This window comes from Fulvivirga sediminis, from assembly GCF_016757215.1.
Taxonomy (GTDB): Bacteria; Bacteroidota; Bacteroidia; order Cytophagales; family Cyclobacteriaceae; genus Fulvivirga; species Fulvivirga sediminis.
In genome coordinates this window covers 163,489-180,662 of record NZ_JAESIY010000001.1, presented here as the reverse complement: position 1 = coordinate 180,662, position 17,174 = coordinate 163,489, and the positions used below count along the sequence as shown (strand labels likewise).

Here is a 17,174-nt window from a genome sequence, read left to right as displayed (position 1 = left end):
TGCCCATGATTACAGCATATAAACGCTTATTATTAGAATTAGGAAGACATAAGTCGGAGTACATACTATTTATTGCTTCACTTATTATTCCGGCCTTTATCTGCATTGTTTCATTAGATGTCTTTTTGGAAATAACAGAAAGAATGAAGGCCAATGAGCTTTTGCAGTTCGACAATAACGTAACCGATTTTGTATATAAGTACAGGGCGGAAACCACCACTCAATGGGTTCGCTTTATCACCAATCTGGGCAATGCATGGACGTACATGACTATTATCCCTATTATAGCCGCATTGCTCTACTACCGTGGACACAGGTGGAAGGTATCTATACAAGCCTCTATAGTTCTTGCTACCGCCTTTTTACTAAATATTACTATTAAGCACATACTGGTACGCCCACGGCCTTTAGAAGCCATGCGATTGGTAACAGCTCATTCCTATAGCTTCCCTAGCGGCCATAGCATGAGCGCCATGGCCTTTTATGGCTTTCTGGTATACCTTACTTATAAATATATGCCCAATCTGTGGGTTAAAATAGCTTTGATCATTGTAGAATTATCCCTAATTATACTGATAGGACTAAGCAGAGTTTACCTAGGCGTGCACTATCCCAGTGACGTACTTGCCGGATTCATAGCAGGCTTGTTCTGGCTTATTATCTGTATTGTGGTGTTCAAGTTTATCAACTTCTACAGGCAACAGCGAGCCAAAAAACTAGCTCTAAAAAAAGATGAGTAAATATTAACCTCTCTGCAAAAGAAAGGTAATATACCAAGCATAAGCAATTAGAAAGAAGAACCCTTCCCAGCGGCTAATAACAGGCTTTTTACCAATCACTACAGCCAAAATCAGCAGCGTGCTGGAAGCTATAATCATAAATATATCTGCATTGCTAATCACGTCATAAGGAATAGGCTTAATAGAGGCACTAACTCCCAGGATCCACAATAAGTTGAAAATATTGGATCCTACTACGTTACCAACAGCTATATCTGTGTTTTTTCTAAAGGCAGCCATGGCGGAGGTAACTAGCTCTGGCAACGAAGTACCCAAAGCAATAATAGTCAGTCCTATAAAACCCTCGCTCATATTAAAATAGCGCGCTATAGTAACTGCACCATCAACCACCCAAATACCTCCAAAATACAAGCCTACCATGCCGATAAGTATAAATATGATTGATTTTGCTATAGGCATTTGAGTAAACTCCTCAGAACTAAACTCCGTCCTTTTCTGCTTGGAGACTATATATACATAGCCCATAAAGAGTACAAAAAAGAAAAGCAGAATAAAACCATCATACTGACTAATGATAAAGTCATTGGTTTTACCAAAGAAAGAGGCATTAGCCAAGAATCCTACTAAAAGAGTAGCCGTTAAGGAGAACGGCACTTCTATAAAATAGGTATTTTTATTAATAGGCAAAGGGTTGATTATAGCAGCCACACCCAATATAAGTAATATATTAGCAATGTTGCTACCCAAGACATTTCCCACTCCTATATCAGGGTTATCATTATAGCTTGCTATAAGATTAACCAATAACTCTGGCAAAGAAGTACCAAATGACACTATAGTGAGCCCGATCACGATGCTAGATATATTGAGTTTTCTCCCAATGGAAGTAGCCCCTTCTACCAGTAAATCGGCTCCTTTAATTAAAAATATAAATCCAACTATAAATAAAGTATAAACCAGCATATAAACAATATGGTCTTTTTCTTCCAAAAAAGCTTTTAACAAAATTGCCTTTTTTTTTACGAATAGCTAGAAATAAAGACCAAAAAGATAATAAAAACTGCCCTTTTAAGAGTCAAGGGCAGTTTTGAACCTATTGTAGACCTTCCACTGGCTTTTTATTGATATTATACCAATCAATATTTCTAGAAAAATACATGACACAAGCTAATGCCACGAACAGACCTACACTACCTACAAGTAAGGCAAAATCCTGAAGTTGAAGAATGATATAAATAAAGAAGTAAATGACAGAAAGCAGTATGGTCGTTATTAATGTAATTTTTATTTGTTTGAAAACTGCCGAAATATAGACTGAAATAAGTGCAACAACCGCAGCACTTGATATTAGATATGCGACATTAAAGCCAGTATGCTCTGAAAAGGAGAGAAGCAGACTATAAAAAAGAACTATCGCCAAACCCACCAATACATATTGAAAAGGATGAAATTTCTTTTTATTAAGAATTTCTACCAAGAAAAATATGGCAAACGTAAACGCAATGATTAACATAGCATACTTGGCTGACCGCATATTCTTTTGATAATCATCTACTGGCAGCATCAAATGCACACCAAAAGAAGCAGCCCCGATGGAGTAAGCATCATTTATCCACTGTTGAGGAAAATTTCTATTCAAAGAAAAAATCTTCCACTTCGCCTCAAAACCTTCATCGCTCACCTCTCTTTCAGTTGGCAAAAAATTACCTGAAAAACTAGGATCAGCCCATGATGACTTCAAGTTAACATCAGTGCTTTCACCTAAAGGAATAAAACTTAGACTTTCGTTACCATTTAAATCTAAGGTAAAGTTAAATGAGTGATTCTCCTCATTAGAATTTGAAAGTGCCACTCTAGCTGTAATACCTGACCTTACAATATCGTAATCTGCCACACCACCCTCTACAGGAAGTTTACGCTTATCCCACAAAACATTCACCTGCTCCTTTACTCCAGACATGTCAGGAATACCGATTGATAGATAGGCATCATCCCAAAGAATATCTTCATCATTAACATTCCACATGGAAAAGTCTGGCTTAGAAAAGACACCTGTAAAATTGAGTTTGGTATTATAAAGTACTACTTCATAAATACCCCTTTTTAATGAATTAGGGGTAACCTCGCCATCAATATTAAGCTTTTCTGGCAAAAAATGAGCTCGCTTAACCTCATACTTTAATTCATCATCACTTTTATAATACATTTTATAAGGCACTGTAAGGTAAGGTCCGGTAAGCTCCTGCTCACCTCCCCACTTAGAGCTTACTTCTTTAACAGCCTCTATACGGTTAAACTGCCTCTCAGAAATTAACGACTGTATACTACTAGCCGGTATGAGTAAAAACAAAGCGATAACAGTAATAGTAACTACCTTTAAAATAATAGAATTCTTAATTCCATTATTGATCTTTTCTAGTGTGTTTTGTTCTGACTTTTCCATAGATATATCCCATTAAAAAGTACTTTGAAATACAAAGTACATGTATAAAAAAATTTATTTTGATTGTTCTTTAATTAATTGCTCTAATGCATCCAGGTGTTCGGAAAATGCTGTTTTTCCTACCTTCGTTATCATATATGAAGTATTTGGTTTTCTCCCTATAAATGACTTCCTCACCTCTATAAATTGCTCCTTTTCTAAGGCCTTTAAATGACTGGCCAGATTACCGTCTGTTACTCCTAACAGCTCACGCAGATCATTGAAACTCACAGATTCGTTTACCGTCAAAGCAGACATTACTCCAAGTCTGGTTCTGTTTTCAAATGCCTTATGAAGATTATTTAAATAACTTTTCACCGCTCGTATTTAAAATACATTACCCCACCATAAATGATGTGCAATACCCCGAAACCAATAGTCCAAAAAAGCAGACCATAACCTATGAAATAGCAACTAAGCAACCCAAGTAATATTTCTAACAAGCCTAACTGGCGGATATCTGAATAAGTATACTTACTACCGTTAACCAGTGCCAAACCATAAAATATAAGAGTGGCCGGAGCTAACAAGCCAATGGCTCCTTTAAAAAACATGATTAATACAAATATACCACCTGTAGCAAGAGGAATACTGAAATTAATAAGCATACGCCTAGCGGCAGCATCCCACATTTTCTGCCCATTTCTTCTTGCCCTCCTGTATGACAATAAAAATCCCGTACCCACAGCCAAAATCAAGGTCGATAAAGCTACCAAGAACAACTTGATAACATTAGCTGATACTTCTCTATAGGTTAGAGACTCATAAATTATCTCGTCAGAGAAATAAAAAATCTGATAAGATATATACGCGGCAATTAACGCATAAACGCCAGCCATTACACCAGAAAGACCACTCAGCGCCATAAATCGCGATGACTTCTCCATCATACTTCTGATCTCAAATATATCCTGACTGTAATTTTTTCCTGCCGTTGCCTTATCTTTATCCATGTTAATATAATTTACAACAGCACAAATAAACTAAAAGTACTTTGAAATACAAAGTGACTTTAAAATATTAATTTTCAACTTAACTCAACCTTCCTTGTTAAGGAAATATTGATTTTATTAGTACATGGAAATATTTAACTCATACACGGCCATTATCACCATTTCAATCATCGTGATAATGTCTTATTTTTTTAATATCATCTCTAAGAAGACCAATATACCCAGCGTATTATTACTCATTCTTTCAGGTGTATTGATTAAACTTGGCCTTAATTACTTCCAAATACCTACTGGCGAGGTATTATTCCAGATTCTAGAGATACTCGGAATAGTAGGACTTATAATGATTGTTCTAGAAGCCTCTCTTGACTTAGAGCTTACTTGGGAAAAATGGCCATTGATATGGAAATCATTTGCCGTAGCTTTTCTGGCTTTATTAGTCTGCTCCTTCATAATTTCCTATCTGCTTCAAATGCTTATAGGCGTCTCTTTCATAACAGGGCTATTATATGCCATTCCGCTAGCCATTATGAGTAGCGCCATCGTAATCCCCTCAGTAGGGGAGCTTACTGATGAAAAAAAGGAATTCATGGTTTATGAAAGCACATTTTCGGACATACTCGGAATTATGTATTTCTATTTCCTTACTGGCAACATCAATAATGACAATGTCAACTCCGTAGTCTGGGATGTCTTCTCTAACATATTCATCACAATTGTTCTATCTGTGATCATAAGTTATGCCCTGGTACTCATTTTCCAGAAAGTACAGACGCAAGTGAAATTATTCTTGCTCATAGCAGTTTTATTGCTTCTATATTCAATCGGCAAGCAGTTTCACCTGTCCTCATTACTCATCATACTCATATTCGGTCTTGTACTTAATAATCATAAGATATTTTTCAGAGGCAAACTCCGCAAACTGCTTCATACCCCTTCACTTGGAAGCATTTTAAGAAATTTCCACCTGGTCACCTTAGAATCGGCCTTTGTAGTAAGAACCTTCTTCTTTGTTATATTCGGTATTACTATAGATCTAAATTCATTGTTAAACCTCAATGTTTTACTCATCAGTGCCTGCATTATTGTAGTAATATTAGGAATTAGAGGCCTCGCCTTATGGGTCTTTAAAGGCAAAAACTTAATGCCTGAAATACTAATAGCCCCTAGAGGTCTCATCACTATTCTTCTTTTCTTCGATATACCTTTGGAGTTTCAAAGCGATAATTTTAATTCTGGAATTCTACTCTACACCATACTGATCACCAGTGTAGTTATGGCCATTTCTCTGATTTCTACAGGAAAACATATAGAACCTGTAGATGCCGTAAAGATGGCCTACTGGAAAGAAGTTGATAAGCAGATTGAATCCATTCCCGAACAAGACAAAAATAAGTCTGTTGAAAAAAAGAAGGAGGAAGCAGAAAACGACAACCTTGAACAAGACATAAAAGCCAATGAATAAAATAGCGGTAAGAATTGTAGCAGGTATACTCATAGTCCTTATGCTCGTATGGCTACTTGCCTGGACTTTAGGATGGTACTAAAAAAAGGGCCCCTATGCAATGCATAAGGGCCCTTAAACTATATTAAAACTTGAATTATAGTTTCTTTTTAGCTTTATCTATTTTGCTCTGCAAAACATCGGTATCAGCATAAAAATCTTTTTGCTTTAATAATTTCATGCTTTTTACATAAGAGGTTATAGCCTGTTCGTACAACTTGTTACTCATATAATAATCTCCAGCTACTTCATGGCCAAGAGCACTTTCTTTAATCTCTAATGAGGTATCTAACCATGCTTTAGCCTCTTTCAGGTTCACGCCTTTTTTGAAGCACATATGTGCAGACTCTGCCAACGTTTCCCAATCATCAGGAGCTGCCTTACTCACTGCCTCCCTTGCCTTCTCTGTAGTTCTATCAGGGCTAGTTGCCATTACAGATACTGACATCATAAATACTGCGATTAATGCTAAAGCGGAAGTTTGGATTAAAGTTTTCATAATTCTAAAAATTTGAGTTTTTGATTTAATGTTGTTGTCTTCTCTTATTACCAGCATCGTGCCAAACTACAAAAAAGGCTGTAAATCAGCTGTTTACAAAACAACTAACCTACAGCCACTCAAATTATTGATCACAGACAATACAGCCTATGTTCACTTTCGTTCAGATAACCTTTTAAATTTTATATCGTAACCTATTTTTTCTTTATAGCCAGATCCTCTATAATCACTTCGGCATGCACGCGCGAATTCTCAATAAACCACTTATTAGTTTTCAAGCCTCCGCATACTACTCCAGCCAAGTATATATTTTCTACATTGCTCTCCTGCGTCTTATCATTAAAAATAGGAGTATGCAATTCATCTTTCTGAAACTCTACTCCCATAGCTTCCATTAATGAAAAGTTGGGCTTATAACCCGTCATAGCCATCACATAATCATTCTCCACTGTTTTTGGTCCATCAGGCGTCATTATATCAACTTCGTGGGGCCTGATTTCAGTTATCTCAGAATTGAAGTAGGACTTAATCGACCCCTCCTCAATTCTATTTTCAATATCAGGCTTAACCCAGTACTTTACCGTATCTAAAATACCAGATTCACGCACCACCATAGTTACCTCCGCTCCTTTACGATAGGTCTCCAAGGCCACATCTACAGCTGAGTTGGCGGCACCTACCACAATAATCTTCTGACCAAAATAAGGATGAGGCTCTTTATAATAATGCGCCACTTTAGGCAAGTCCTCTCCAGGAACATTCATAAGGTAAGGAATATCATAAAAGCCAGTAGCAATAATTACCGCTTTGGTTTTATATACCCCTTTCGAAGTAGTAATAGTAAAAATACCATCTTCTTCTTTAACTGCAGTTTTCACTTCTTCATACAGCCTCACTTTAAGGCTCCAGGTCATGGCTACTCTTCTGTAATACTCTAAAGCCTCAAATCTATTTGGTTTATTCAAATGAGAAATAAAGGGCACTCCTCCTATCTCTAGCTTTTCAGAACTAGAAAAAAATGTCATTCCTAGCGGATAATTATATATTGAATTTACGAGGCATCCTTTATCAATAATTACATATTCCAACCCAGCTTTTTCAGCTTCTATACCACAGGCCAAACCTATTGGCCCTGCACCTATTATCAAAACATCATGCATTTTGTAACTATTTAAATTTCTCAAAGTATTATCAATAACAATATTAGGTCAAAAAACTCAATTTAAATGGAAAAATCGGCAGAAATGGCCGCATTTCTTCTGTCACAATTTGTATATTTAAGGCTATGATAAACATACAAAGGGCGGATACCTCTCACATAAACATTATTATAGATTATCAGAAAAAAATGGCTTGGCAAACAGAAGAGCTAGAGCTCGATGATGACACTCTTCAAAAGGGGGTAACAGCTGTTTTTAATGATCCGACCAAAGGCCAATATTATGTAGCGATTCATAATGAAGAAGTAATAGGATGCCTATTGGTAACTCCTGAATGGAGCGAATGGAGAAATGGAACTGTACTTTGGATACAATCTGTGTATGTAAGCAAAGATTTCCGTAAGCAAGGGGTATTTAAGCAGATGTATAATTACCTTAAAGCCCAGGTTATAGCTGATGAAAAGCTCATGGGCTTAAGGTTATATGTAGAAAAGACCAATCTTCCGGCCCAAAAGGTATATGAAGCCATAGGCATGAATGGCGATCATTATCAATTTTTTGAATGGATGAAAACCTTTTAGTATATTACCGCCATGATGGCATTATGCCAATGGTCATGTAGTCAGATCACTACCAAAGCCAAGAACTGCAACAGAGGGGGTAATGGTAGCATTTTTTAAAATAAAATTGAAAAAAATTATCTGACTACCCAGCGAAAAAGATATTTGCTGTGCCTATATTTAATCCTTGTGATATGACTTTTGAAAAAACCATTATTTTTTAAACACATAAAACAGCTACTACGAACCATGAAAAGAAAAATTGCTTCCTTCTTATTTTTTGCGGCTTTAACAACCTTTGCATGCCAATCTTCTAATGATGATAACTGCATAGATGAAGAAAAGATTAACCCCGAAGGCATGTGTACACGAGAGTACATGCCCGTATGTGGCTGTAATGGAGAAACTTATGGCAACAAATGTGTAGCTAAAAATGCAGGCCTCACTTCATGGACCGAAGGACCCTGCCCTGAGAAACCCTCAAAGTGATAAAATAATTTCTTTCCTGCTAAAGGAAATAAACCAAATGCCCAACAAGGTGTCGGATTCTATTATGGGAGCTGAATACAACAGGTCTTTTCCATCTTTCTGCACATTATCACCCAGCTGAGATGGACTAGCTTCTACGTATTTATAAGCATCCCATATACTTTTTTGTGTGTCGTTAAGCTCAGGCTCCCCTATATTATTCACACGTTTCACCGTACACTTACATTCATTAACTACCCCTGCAAGCTCCACGGAATCGCTAGATAATGCGGTTACAATTGATCGGCCTTCATCAAGAGCCTTTTCAAAAATAGATTCTTCTGAAACCTTTTTTATAGCACGCTCATTCATTTCATTATGCAGTGCCTTTCTTTCTTCATTCGAAAGATTACCACCACAGCCTGCAGCTATAATAAACAGACTTAAAAGTACAATTACTCTACTCATTTAGTACGTATTGGTGAATATTTTACAAAGCTACAACATAATCATACTGTTTTGTTAATTTTGTTGTTAGAATAACATAATCCTTATGATTGAAAAGTTAGAAGAGATAAAGCATAGATTTGAAGAAGTGGGTCAGCTCATCGTGCAGCCAGACGCTATGGCTGATATGAAAAAGTACTCACAGCTAAGCAAAGAGTATAAAGATCTCGATAAGATTGTAAAGAAATACGAGGAGTATAGAGATATACTTTCCAACATAGCCAATGCAAAGGAGGTCATCAAAACAGAAAAGGATGAAGAGTTCAGAGATATGGCCAAAATGGAGCTAGACGAACTTCAGCCTCAGAAAGAAGAGTTAGAAGAAGAACTCAAGAAAATGCTCATACCTAAAGACCCTAATGATGATAAGGAAGCTATTCTGGAAATAAGAGCGGGTACAGGAGGTGATGAGGCAGCCATATTTGCTGGAGACCTTTTCAGGATGTATCAAAGATTCTGCGAGAAAAATGGCCTTAACCTTACGGTATTAGACCTTACTGAAGGTACGAGCGGCGGCTATAAAGAAATAGTAAGTACGGTTTCAGGAGAAAATGCCTTTGGTACACTCAAATTTGAATCTGGCGTACACCGCGTACAAAGGGTACCACAAACAGAAACTCAGGGGCGCGTACATACTTCAGCGGCTACTGTAGCCGTTTTACCTGAAATGGATGAAGTAGAAGTAGAAATAGACATGAATGATGTAAGAAAAGACACGTTCTGTTCTTCAGGGCCTGGAGGTCAGTCAGTAAACACCACTTACTCGGCGGTAAGACTTACCCACATGCCTACAGGTATAGTGGTTTCTTGTCAGGATCAAAAATCCCAAATTAAAAACTTCGAAAAGGCACTTAAAGTATTACGATCAAGAATATATGAAATAGAACTGGCCAAGCATAACGATGCCGTAGGTGCTCAAAGAAAATCTATGGTGGGTAGCGGAGACCGTTCTGACAAGATACGAACTTACAATTATCCTCAAAGTAGGGTTACTGACCACCGTATCAATTACAGCCAGCATAATTTACCTTCTGTAATGGACGGAGAAATAGGTGAATTTATTGAGCAGCTACATTTGGCTGAAAGCGCTGAAAAAATGAAAGAAGGAGCATAAAATAATATCATTTGAAATACATTCTGCCGGTTTTATGTTTATTCATTACCATTTGGGCTTGCAAGCCCGAAGAGGAAAAGTTTACCTATGATAGTAGTGCAGCATTACGGTTCTCTGCCGATACCGTGTTATTTGACACTATTTTCACCTCTGTTGGTAGTATAACTAAACGCTTCAAGGTATATAATGACAATAAAAATGCCTTAAACATAGAGAGCATAACACTGGCAGATAACGCTTCTCCATATACCATTTATGTAAACGGGAGGGCGGCCTCTAGCTTTTCAGATACCCGAATACTTGGAGAAGACAGCCTACTTGTACTAGTAGAAGTAAGGATAGACCCAAATGATCAGGACTTACCCTTTATTGTGGCCGATGAAATAGTATTTAATACTAATGGAAACAGGCAGGATGTAAAGCTGGTTTCCTGGGGGCAGGATGCAAACTTCATTCATGGCACGCTGAAACTCTGCGATGAGGTATGGACAGCTAATAGGCCCTATGTGATTTATAATTCAATAATTGTTGAATCTTCATGCAACCTTACCATTGAGCCCGGTGCCAAAATTTACTCTCACAACTCCAGCTACATACTTGTAGAAGGAAGCATTACGGCAGAAGGCACTGCTGAAGAAAGAATATCTTTTACGAATGACAGGTTGGATTATGAAAATGTACCTGGGCAATGGGGCGGTATAGTGTTTCTGGAAGGGAGCAAGAATAACTCTATCACCTACGCTGATATCAGAAATGCAGAAGTGGGCATCTACCTAGGTACACCGGATGATGATGATATAGCTGATTTAGTAATCGGTAACTGCACTATTGAAAACATAGGTGGACTTGCCGAAAACCCAATAACGGGCGGTCTTGTAGCCCCTGGCTATGGAGTTTTGGCCATTACATCCGACCTATACATGTACAATACACTCATTAATAACTGCGCGGTAAATGTATTAGGCAATTATGCTGGGGGTAATTACATATATGAACACTGCACTTTTGCCAATTATTCATTTGACTTTTTCAGAGAAGACCCAGCTGTAGTATTTTCTAACAACCTGCAGTTACTAGCAGATAGCTTATTGGTAGCAGATCTCAATATTGAGCTTTATAACAACATCATATGGGGTAGTATAAGAGATGAAATAATCTTAAGTAGTGAAAGTAGTAAAAAGTTTGAACTGGCCATGTCTAACAACATTATTCGAACCAACTTAGAACAGCTCAACACTAACAATAACATTATTAACCAAGATCCGCACTTTGTTAACCCCAGCAATTATAATTACCACCTAGACACGCTTTCGATAGCTAAGGATGCAGGGATAGACATTAATCTAAGTACCGATCATGATGGTAATACGCGAGATGCTAAACCCGATATAGGCGCTTTTGAAAGAATAGAAAATTAGAACCATGAAATTCTACCAAACAGAAATTTCCCTTCCGGCATTTTCAAGAGGCTTTCACCTCATTACCTCCAAGATAGAAGATGCCTTGCCTGAAATAAATAATATTGACGCAGGCATGCTACAAGTGTTTATCAAGCATACGTCAGCTAGCCTAAGCATTAATGAAAATGCAGACCCTACGGTAAGAGCCGATTTTGAAAGCCATTTCAATAAAATGGTGCCTGAAAATGCCCCTTACTATAAACATACACTGGAAGGACCTGATGATATGCCTGCCCATATAAAAAGCTCCATTTTAGGCAGCTCAGTAAATATACCCATCACCCAAGGCTCTCTTAATCTTGGCACGTGGCAAGGCATTTATCTCTGCGAACACAGAGACTATGGAGGAGCCAGAAGGCTCGTTATCAGTGCCTTTGGCCAGTAATCACCTATATAGTATATAGCTTGAAAATGGCCTGATTCGATAACTTAAAAAAAAGTTACTTGTTAGGTCTAATATGATTAAAAGGTTAACTATACTAGTAACAGCCCTTTTTTGCTTCATTGGGTTATCAGATACTCCGGCTCAAAATATAGAGCACAAAGTATTTCTACTTGGCAATATCACAGACATAGATGATAAAGAAGCTTTTGCTTCTAATTTTATTAATACACTTAATAAAACATCTTCGCCGTACACTATTCTGGTTAACGGAGATATTATAAATTCTAAACCTACTAACGAAAATACCGAAGCTCTAAAAAGATTATTTTCTAGTATTAATAAAGCCTCCAAAGGAAAAATAATTATAGTTCCTGGAGATCGTGACTGGGACGATTCTAGTGAAGAAGGATGGAAAGCGGTAAAAAAACTAGAAAAAATAGTTAAAGATTGGGATCTGGATAAAGTAAAATGGCCGAATGACGATGCTTGCCCGGGCCCTAAAGATATAGAACTCAGCGCTAATCTTTTACTCATTACCATAGACACTCAATGGTGGAATCATCCTTACCGTAAAACTACCCCTGCTGATGCCGATTGTAAGATAACCACAACAGGAGATTACCTTGAAGAGTTTACAGAATTATTAGACGAAAACTCCAATAAAAATATTTTAATAGCCGGACACCACCCTTTAATTTCTATGGGACACTATGGTGGTCGATTTAATCTAAAGGATTGGTTATGGCCTGTCCCGGTAGCCAAAGGGCTTATCATTTCATACCGTCAGAATATAGGAAGAACCGTAGACTTATCTAATGAAAATTACAGCCCTTTTGCCCATATCATGACTAAAGTTTTAAGAGACTATAATTCAGTGATATATGCTTCTACTCATGAAAAAAATCAAGAGATTATTAAAGCACAGGATAACATTTATATCAATAGCGGTTCTTTGGGCTCTTCAGACTATCTGGCCAAGAATCCTCCCATCCCATTTGCTACAGAAGAAAAAGGTTATATGGTCATCAACTACTTTAAAAGTGGAAAAATAACTTCTGACTTTATAGCACTCAAGGATCAGAATTCCGCAAAAGAAATTCCGCTTTTTGCCTCCTCTTGTTTGGATATGAAAGACTCATCTGTACTTATTAATCATCGCAGCTCTCCATGCAAAGAAGAAGTTACTCTTCCGGGCCAAAGGCAAGATACGGCTCAATATGTAATGAGAATAGCCGGCCCGGAATACAGAAAAGATGTGCTATACAAACTCTTCTTTGGTCAGCACTATCGTAGCAGCTGGCTTACACCAGTAAAAGCACCATATTTACATCTAGACACCACCTTTCAGGGGCTTACTCCATATGCTGTGGGAGGTGGCCGACAGACAACTTCATTGAAACTAAAAGGAGGCAACGGAAAAGAATACACTTTCAGATCAGTAAATAAAGATCCGATAAAAGCTTTGCCTTATGAACTGCGAGGCACCATTGTAAGTAATGTCCTCCGTGACCAAACTACCACAGAGCAGCCTTACGGCGCCATGGCATCCAGCATTATGCTAGATGAAATTGGTATACTTCACCCCAGACCTACGCTGTATGTATTACCTGAAAGCCCCCAGCTGGGAAAGTTCAGCGAAAAATACACCCACCTACTAGGCATGCTGGAAGAAAAACCTATCAATCCTGATAAAGTAGAAATAGTTTTTGGCAATGGTGATGATGTAAAGCATTCACTACAAATGTTTAGAGACTTATATGAAGATAATGATAATCGTATAGCTGAAAATGAGTTTATAAGAGCCAGGGTATTTGATATTCTGGTTGGAGACTGGGGTAAGCATGAAGACAATTGGAAGTGGATAGGTTATGATCAGGAAAAAGGCACCCTCTACCGCCCTGTACCTAGAGATAGAGATCATGTGTTTTCTAAATGGGATGGCATAATTCCATGGTTAGCAGACAGAGAATGGGCCAAAGCTAGTGGAGAAAATTTTGACTATGAGATAAAAGGCATGCGCAGCCTCATGTGGCAAGCGCGCCATATGGACAGAGCACTAGCCAATGAATCCACTAAAGAAGATTGGATAGCTGAGGCCCAGTATATTCAAAATAAAATTACTGATGACATTATACACAAAGCAGTACTCAATATGCCTGAAGAAATCTATAACCCTGATGGCAAAGAAATAGAAGATAAGCTCAAAGCAAGAATCAGAGATTTGGATAAATATGCCGAAGAATACTATCTCATGTTAGCGAAGGAAGTGAATATAATCGGTTCGGAAAAGCATGAATATTTTGATGTGGTAAGAAACGAAAATGGCTCGGTAGACGTAACCGTACACAAAATGCTAAAAGATGGAGAAAAAGTAAAAATTCTCTATCACCGCCTATTTCACCCTGAAGAAACCAAGGAAATTCACCTATTTGGCTTAGATGGTGAAGATGTTTTTAAAATTTCAGGTGATAGCAAAAAGCCCTCCATTCTGGTAAGAGTAATACCAGGCCCAGGCAAAGACACCTTTGAAGACACCTCTTCTGCTACCAATTGGAGCAAGCAGACCATAATCTATGATCTAAATGAGAACCCTGATTATGCACTGGGCTCTGAAGCAAAAATGTCAAAATCGAAAAACCCTGATGCTTACGTATACAATCGCACTGCTTTCAAGTACGAAACTTATTTACCACTGGCATACCTTTCTTACAATGCAGATAATGGTGTTTCTTTTAATGCCGGGATCAGGTTCACACAACAAAAATATGGCAAGTCAGACTTTAGCAGTACACATTTTATAAGCGCTTCAGCCACCACCATAGGAAACCTCGGTTTCAAATATGAAGGCCGGTGGAAGTATACCTTTGGCAAATGGGATACTTACCTGGATGCTGAAGCAGGCGTTCCAAATAAGATCAATTACTACTTCGGAAGAGGCAATGACACCCCAAAAACAGATGACTTAATGGATGCCAACTATTATAACGTACAATATAATACTTATAATGCTAGCATAGGGTTAGTAAGAGATTTCCTGAAGTTCAGCAATTTCAAAGTAGGAATAGGCTATGAGCATAATAGCGAACAACTCAAAGAAAATAACATTTACTATGCGAACCCAGAAAGTGCACCTCTCCCAGGCAGCGATGATCAAAGCTTTTTCACTACTAAAGCTAAATTAAATCTAGATTTCAGAGACCGCCCGAACCTAAGCTTAAGAGGGATGCGCTTTTTTGTTGACTATACCAATGGTAGTTATATTAATAACTCCAATTATGACAATTTTGGTTTGGCCTACGCTTCACTGGAGCAGTTTATGTCTAACTATTGGGAAAACCCGCTCACACTGGGTCTTAAAATAGGTGGATCCACTTCATTTGGAGATATTCCGTTTTACAACCTCAAATACTTAGGTCAAAATAATGATTTAAGAGGCTATCGAAGAAACCGTTTTACGGGTGAATCTACCGCCTTTTTTAACAGTGAGGTAAGGATGCAGCTTTTTCAGCGTCGCACCCAAATTTTACCTATCAAAGTTGGCCTTCGTGGCTTTGTAGATAGCGGTCGTGTATTTGATGACCTGGATGTTTCAAATAAGTGGCACACAGGCTATGGAATGGGCTTTTATCTTGTTCCTCTTCAAGAAAAATTCACACTCAATTTATCCGTCGCCTTCTCAGAAGAAGAATCCGGACTTATATTATTTAGCCTGGGCAATGTTTTTAACTGAGCCTTTGAATACCAAGCCAAAATTGCCGTTTTTTGCAGCAAACCTTTTAAAATTATGAGCAAGAAAGTCTTATTAATGATATTAGATGGTTGGGGCCTGGGTACAAACCCTGAGGTTTCAGCTATCGAAGCTGCCAACACACCCTTTGTTGATAGCTGCTTTGAAAAGTTCTCCCACAGTAAATTAGAAGCTTCCGGCCTAGCCGTTGGTCTGCCTGAAGGACAAATGGGTAACTCCGAAGTGGGACACATGAATATTGGAGCTGGTAGAATTGTTTATCAGGATCTGGTAAAAATAAATAAGGCATTCGAAGAGCACACCATTGATGACAATCCTGTACTTAACGAAGCCTTTGAATATGCTAAAAGTAATGGAAAGAATGTCCATTTCATGGGGCTACTGTCTGATGGCGGTGTTCATTCTCATATTAAGCACCTGAAAGGGTTATGCTCCCTGGCTAAGGATAAGAACCTAGATAATGTATTTATTCACGCCTTCACAGATGGACGAGATACCGATCCTAAAGGAGGAGAAGGTTACTTAAAAGACCTTATAGATCACACTAAAAAAACCACAGGAGAAATAGCATCTATAGTAGGTAGATACTACGCTATGGATAGAGATAACCGATGGGAGCGAGTGAAGTTAGCTTATGACGCCATGGTAAATGGCAAAGGTAAAGAAGCTCCTGACCTTATCTCTGCAGTAAAAGAATCATATGCTGATGATGTAACTGATGAGTTTATCAAACCGATTGTACATGTAGGTGAAAATGGCCAACCACTAGCTACTATTCAGGAAGATGATGTTGTGATATGCTTCAACTTCAGAACTGACCGTGGTAGACAAATCACTCAGGCGCTTACTCAGAAAGATTTCCCTGAGCAAGATATGAAAAAGCTGAAGTTGCATTACCTTACCATGACCACTTATGATGACACATTTAAAGATGTGAACGTTCTTTTCAAAAAAGATAATCTTAAAAACACATTAGGTGAGGTACTGGAAAGAGCAGGCAAGAAACAAATAAGAATAGCTGAAACAGAGAAATATCCACACGTTACTTTCTTCTTTTCAGGAGGTCAAGAAAGTGAATTTGAAGGAGAAAAAAGGTTATTATGCCCATCTCCAAAAGTAGCTACTTATGATTTACAGCCTGAAATGAGTGCCAATGACATTAAGGATAAAATCATTCCTGAACTAGAATCTAAGGAGCCTGATTTTATTTGCCTTAACTTTGCTAACCCAGATATGGTGGGTCATACCGGTGTGTTTGAAGCTGCCGTAAAAGCTTGTGAAACCGTAGATGGATGTGCTAAAGCAGTTACTGAAACAGCCCTTGATAATGGATATGATATCATTATAATAGCTGACCATGGCAACTCAGATATTATGGTTAACCCTGATGGAACTCCAAATACCGCTCATACTACTAATTTAGTACCTTGTATCCTAGCTAGTAATGACTTTAAAGGAAAAATAAAAGATGGTAAATTAGGAGATTTAGCACCTACTATCCTTACACTTATGGGTGTTGATATACCTGAAGAAATGACCGGAGACGTATTAGTTTAAATGAGATACCTCGCATTATTAACAATCCTTTTTCTGG

Annotated in this window: 16 protein-coding genes; 9 read left to right on the top strand and 7 right to left on the bottom strand. The window is 37.9% G+C overall.

All coding sequences use genetic code 11. The annotated features are described in order from the left end of the window. The first annotated feature begins 5 nt into the window (after positions 1-5). The gene (locus JL102_RS00835; protein WP_202241679.1) at positions 6-740 is read left to right on the top strand and encodes a phosphatase PAP2 family protein; all 735 of its coding nucleotides are present in this window, start codon (positions 6-8) and stop codon (positions 738-740) included. A 3-nt stretch (positions 741-743) separates the two neighbouring features. Here JL102_RS00835 and JL102_RS00830 read toward each other — a convergent pair whose 3' ends face one another. From JL102_RS00830 to JL102_RS00815, 4 genes are all read right to left on the bottom strand, one after another. Continuing rightward, the gene (locus tag JL102_RS00830; protein ID WP_237390277.1) at positions 744-1,745 is read right to left on the bottom strand and encodes a calcium/sodium antiporter; all 1,002 of its coding nucleotides are present in this window, start codon (positions 1,743-1,745) and stop codon (positions 744-746) included. Positions 1,746-1,833: 88 nt separating this feature from the next. Next, complete coding sequence (gene creD / locus JL102_RS00825; RefSeq protein WP_202241677.1) at positions 1,834-3,183, bottom strand: cell envelope integrity protein CreD; 1,350 nt, start codon at positions 3,181-3,183, stop codon at positions 1,834-1,836. A gap of 54 nt (positions 3,184-3,237) precedes the next feature. Beyond that, entirely contained in the window at positions 3,238-3,540 is a 303-nt protein-coding gene (locus JL102_RS00820) for a winged helix-turn-helix domain-containing protein (protein ID WP_202241675.1), read from the bottom strand. After that, on the bottom strand, positions 3,537-4,175 hold the full coding sequence (locus JL102_RS00815) for a hypothetical protein (RefSeq protein ID WP_202241673.1): 639 nt from the start codon (positions 4,173-4,175) through the stop codon (positions 3,537-3,539). The genes JL102_RS00820 and JL102_RS00815 overlap by 4 nt, the downstream gene beginning before the upstream one ends. Before the next feature lie 178 nt (positions 4,176-4,353). Here JL102_RS00815 and JL102_RS00810 point away from each other — a divergent pair, with 178 nt between their 5' ends. Beyond that, complete coding sequence (locus JL102_RS00810; protein ID WP_237390276.1) at positions 4,354-5,640, top strand: cation:proton antiporter domain-containing protein; 1,287 nt, start codon at positions 4,354-4,356, stop codon at positions 5,638-5,640. 136 nt (positions 5,641-5,776) lie between these two features. On the opposite strand, the gene JL102_RS00805 is transcribed toward JL102_RS00810, so the two are convergent. Together JL102_RS00805 and JL102_RS00800 are read right to left on the bottom strand one after the other, a co-directional pair. Beyond that, a complete protein-coding gene (locus JL102_RS00805; RefSeq protein ID WP_202241660.1) occupies positions 5,777-6,178 on the bottom strand; it encodes a hypothetical protein in 402 nt (133 codons plus the stop codon). A gap of 194 nt (positions 6,179-6,372) precedes the next feature. Beyond that, positions 6,373-7,338: a YpdA family putative bacillithiol disulfide reductase gene (locus JL102_RS00800; RefSeq protein ID WP_202241658.1), complete on the bottom strand. Its 966-nt coding sequence runs from the start codon at positions 7,336-7,338 to the stop codon at positions 6,373-6,375. Between the two features lie 125 nt (positions 7,339-7,463). On the opposite strand from JL102_RS00800, the gene JL102_RS00795 reads away from it, so the two are divergent. Both JL102_RS00795 and JL102_RS00790 read left to right on the top strand, forming a co-directional pair. Continuing rightward, complete coding sequence (locus JL102_RS00795; RefSeq protein ID WP_202241657.1) at positions 7,464-7,919, top strand: GNAT family N-acetyltransferase; 456 nt, start codon at positions 7,464-7,466, stop codon at positions 7,917-7,919. Positions 7,920-8,147: 228 nt separating this feature from the next. After that, complete coding sequence (locus JL102_RS00790) at positions 8,148-8,387, top strand: Kazal-type serine protease inhibitor family protein (protein ID WP_202241655.1); 240 nt, start codon at positions 8,148-8,150, stop codon at positions 8,385-8,387. On the opposite strand, the gene JL102_RS00785 is transcribed toward JL102_RS00790, so the two are convergent. Next, positions 8,379-8,834 (bottom strand): hypothetical protein, encoded by a 456-nt coding sequence (locus JL102_RS00785; protein ID WP_202241653.1) that lies wholly within the window; start codon positions 8,832-8,834, stop codon positions 8,379-8,381. The genes JL102_RS00790 and JL102_RS00785 overlap by 9 nt on opposite strands. An 85-nt stretch (positions 8,835-8,919) precedes the next feature. Here JL102_RS00785 and prfA point away from each other — a divergent pair, with 85 nt between their 5' ends. The 5 genes from prfA (at position 8,920) to gpmI (ending at position 17,137) form a co-directional block, all read left to right on the top strand. Then, complete coding sequence (gene prfA, locus JL102_RS00780) at positions 8,920-9,987, top strand: peptide chain release factor 1 (protein WP_202241651.1); 1,068 nt, start codon at positions 8,920-8,922, stop codon at positions 9,985-9,987. A gap of 11 nt (positions 9,988-9,998) precedes the next feature. Next, positions 9,999-11,405 (top strand): right-handed parallel beta-helix repeat-containing protein, encoded by a 1,407-nt coding sequence (locus tag JL102_RS00775; RefSeq protein ID WP_202241649.1) that lies wholly within the window; start codon positions 9,999-10,001, stop codon positions 11,403-11,405. 4 nt (positions 11,406-11,409) lie between these two features. Next, positions 11,410-11,832 carry a secondary thiamine-phosphate synthase enzyme YjbQ gene (locus tag JL102_RS00770; protein ID WP_202241647.1) on the top strand — a complete coding sequence of 141 codons (423 nt, stop codon included), beginning with the start codon at positions 11,410-11,412 and terminating at the stop codon, positions 11,830-11,832. Between the two features lie 73 nt (positions 11,833-11,905). Then, positions 11,906-15,562: a BamA/TamA family outer membrane protein gene (locus tag JL102_RS00765; RefSeq protein WP_202241645.1), complete on the top strand. Its 3,657-nt coding sequence runs from the start codon at positions 11,906-11,908 to the stop codon at positions 15,560-15,562. 54 nt (positions 15,563-15,616) lie between these two features. After that, positions 15,617-17,137, top strand: coding sequence for a 2,3-bisphosphoglycerate-independent phosphoglycerate mutase (gene gpmI, locus JL102_RS00760; protein WP_202241634.1), 1,521 nt, complete (start codon positions 15,617-15,619; stop codon positions 17,135-17,137). The last annotated feature ends 37 nt before the right edge of the window (positions 17,138-17,174 follow it).

Coding starts and splice junctions, on each gene's coding strand:
- JL102_RS00835 (WP_202241679.1), top strand. CDS start 6: ATGATTACAGCATATAAACGCTTATTATTAGAATTAGGAAGACATAAG.
- creD (WP_202241677.1), bottom strand. CDS start 3,183: ATGGAAAAGTCAGAACAAAACACACTAGAAAAGATCAATAATGGAATT.
- JL102_RS00815 (WP_202241673.1), bottom strand. CDS start 4,175: ATGGATAAAGATAAGGCAACGGCAGGAAAAAATTACAGTCAGGATATA.
- JL102_RS00810 (WP_237390276.1), top strand. CDS start 4,354: ATGTCTTATTTTTTTAATATCATCTCTAAGAAGACCAATATACCCAGC.
- JL102_RS00805 (WP_202241660.1), bottom strand. CDS start 6,178: ATGAAAACTTTAATCCAAACTTCCGCTTTAGCATTAATCGCAGTATTT.
- JL102_RS00800 (WP_202241658.1), bottom strand. CDS start 7,338: ATGCATGATGTTTTGATAATAGGTGCAGGGCCAATAGGTTTGGCCTGT.
- JL102_RS00795 (WP_202241657.1), top strand. CDS start 7,464: ATGATAAACATACAAAGGGCGGATACCTCTCACATAAACATTATTATA.
- JL102_RS00790 (WP_202241655.1), top strand. CDS start 8,148: ATGAAAAGAAAAATTGCTTCCTTCTTATTTTTTGCGGCTTTAACAACC.
- JL102_RS00785 (WP_202241653.1), bottom strand. CDS start 8,834: ATGAGTAGAGTAATTGTACTTTTAAGTCTGTTTATTATAGCTGCAGGC.
- prfA (WP_202241651.1), top strand. CDS start 8,920: ATGATTGAAAAGTTAGAAGAGATAAAGCATAGATTTGAAGAAGTGGGT.
- JL102_RS00770 (WP_202241647.1), top strand. CDS start 11,410: ATGAAATTCTACCAAACAGAAATTTCCCTTCCGGCATTTTCAAGAGGC.
- JL102_RS00765 (WP_202241645.1), top strand. CDS start 11,906: ATGATTAAAAGGTTAACTATACTAGTAACAGCCCTTTTTTGCTTCATT.
- gpmI (WP_202241634.1), top strand. CDS start 15,617: ATGAGCAAGAAAGTCTTATTAATGATATTAGATGGTTGGGGCCTGGGT.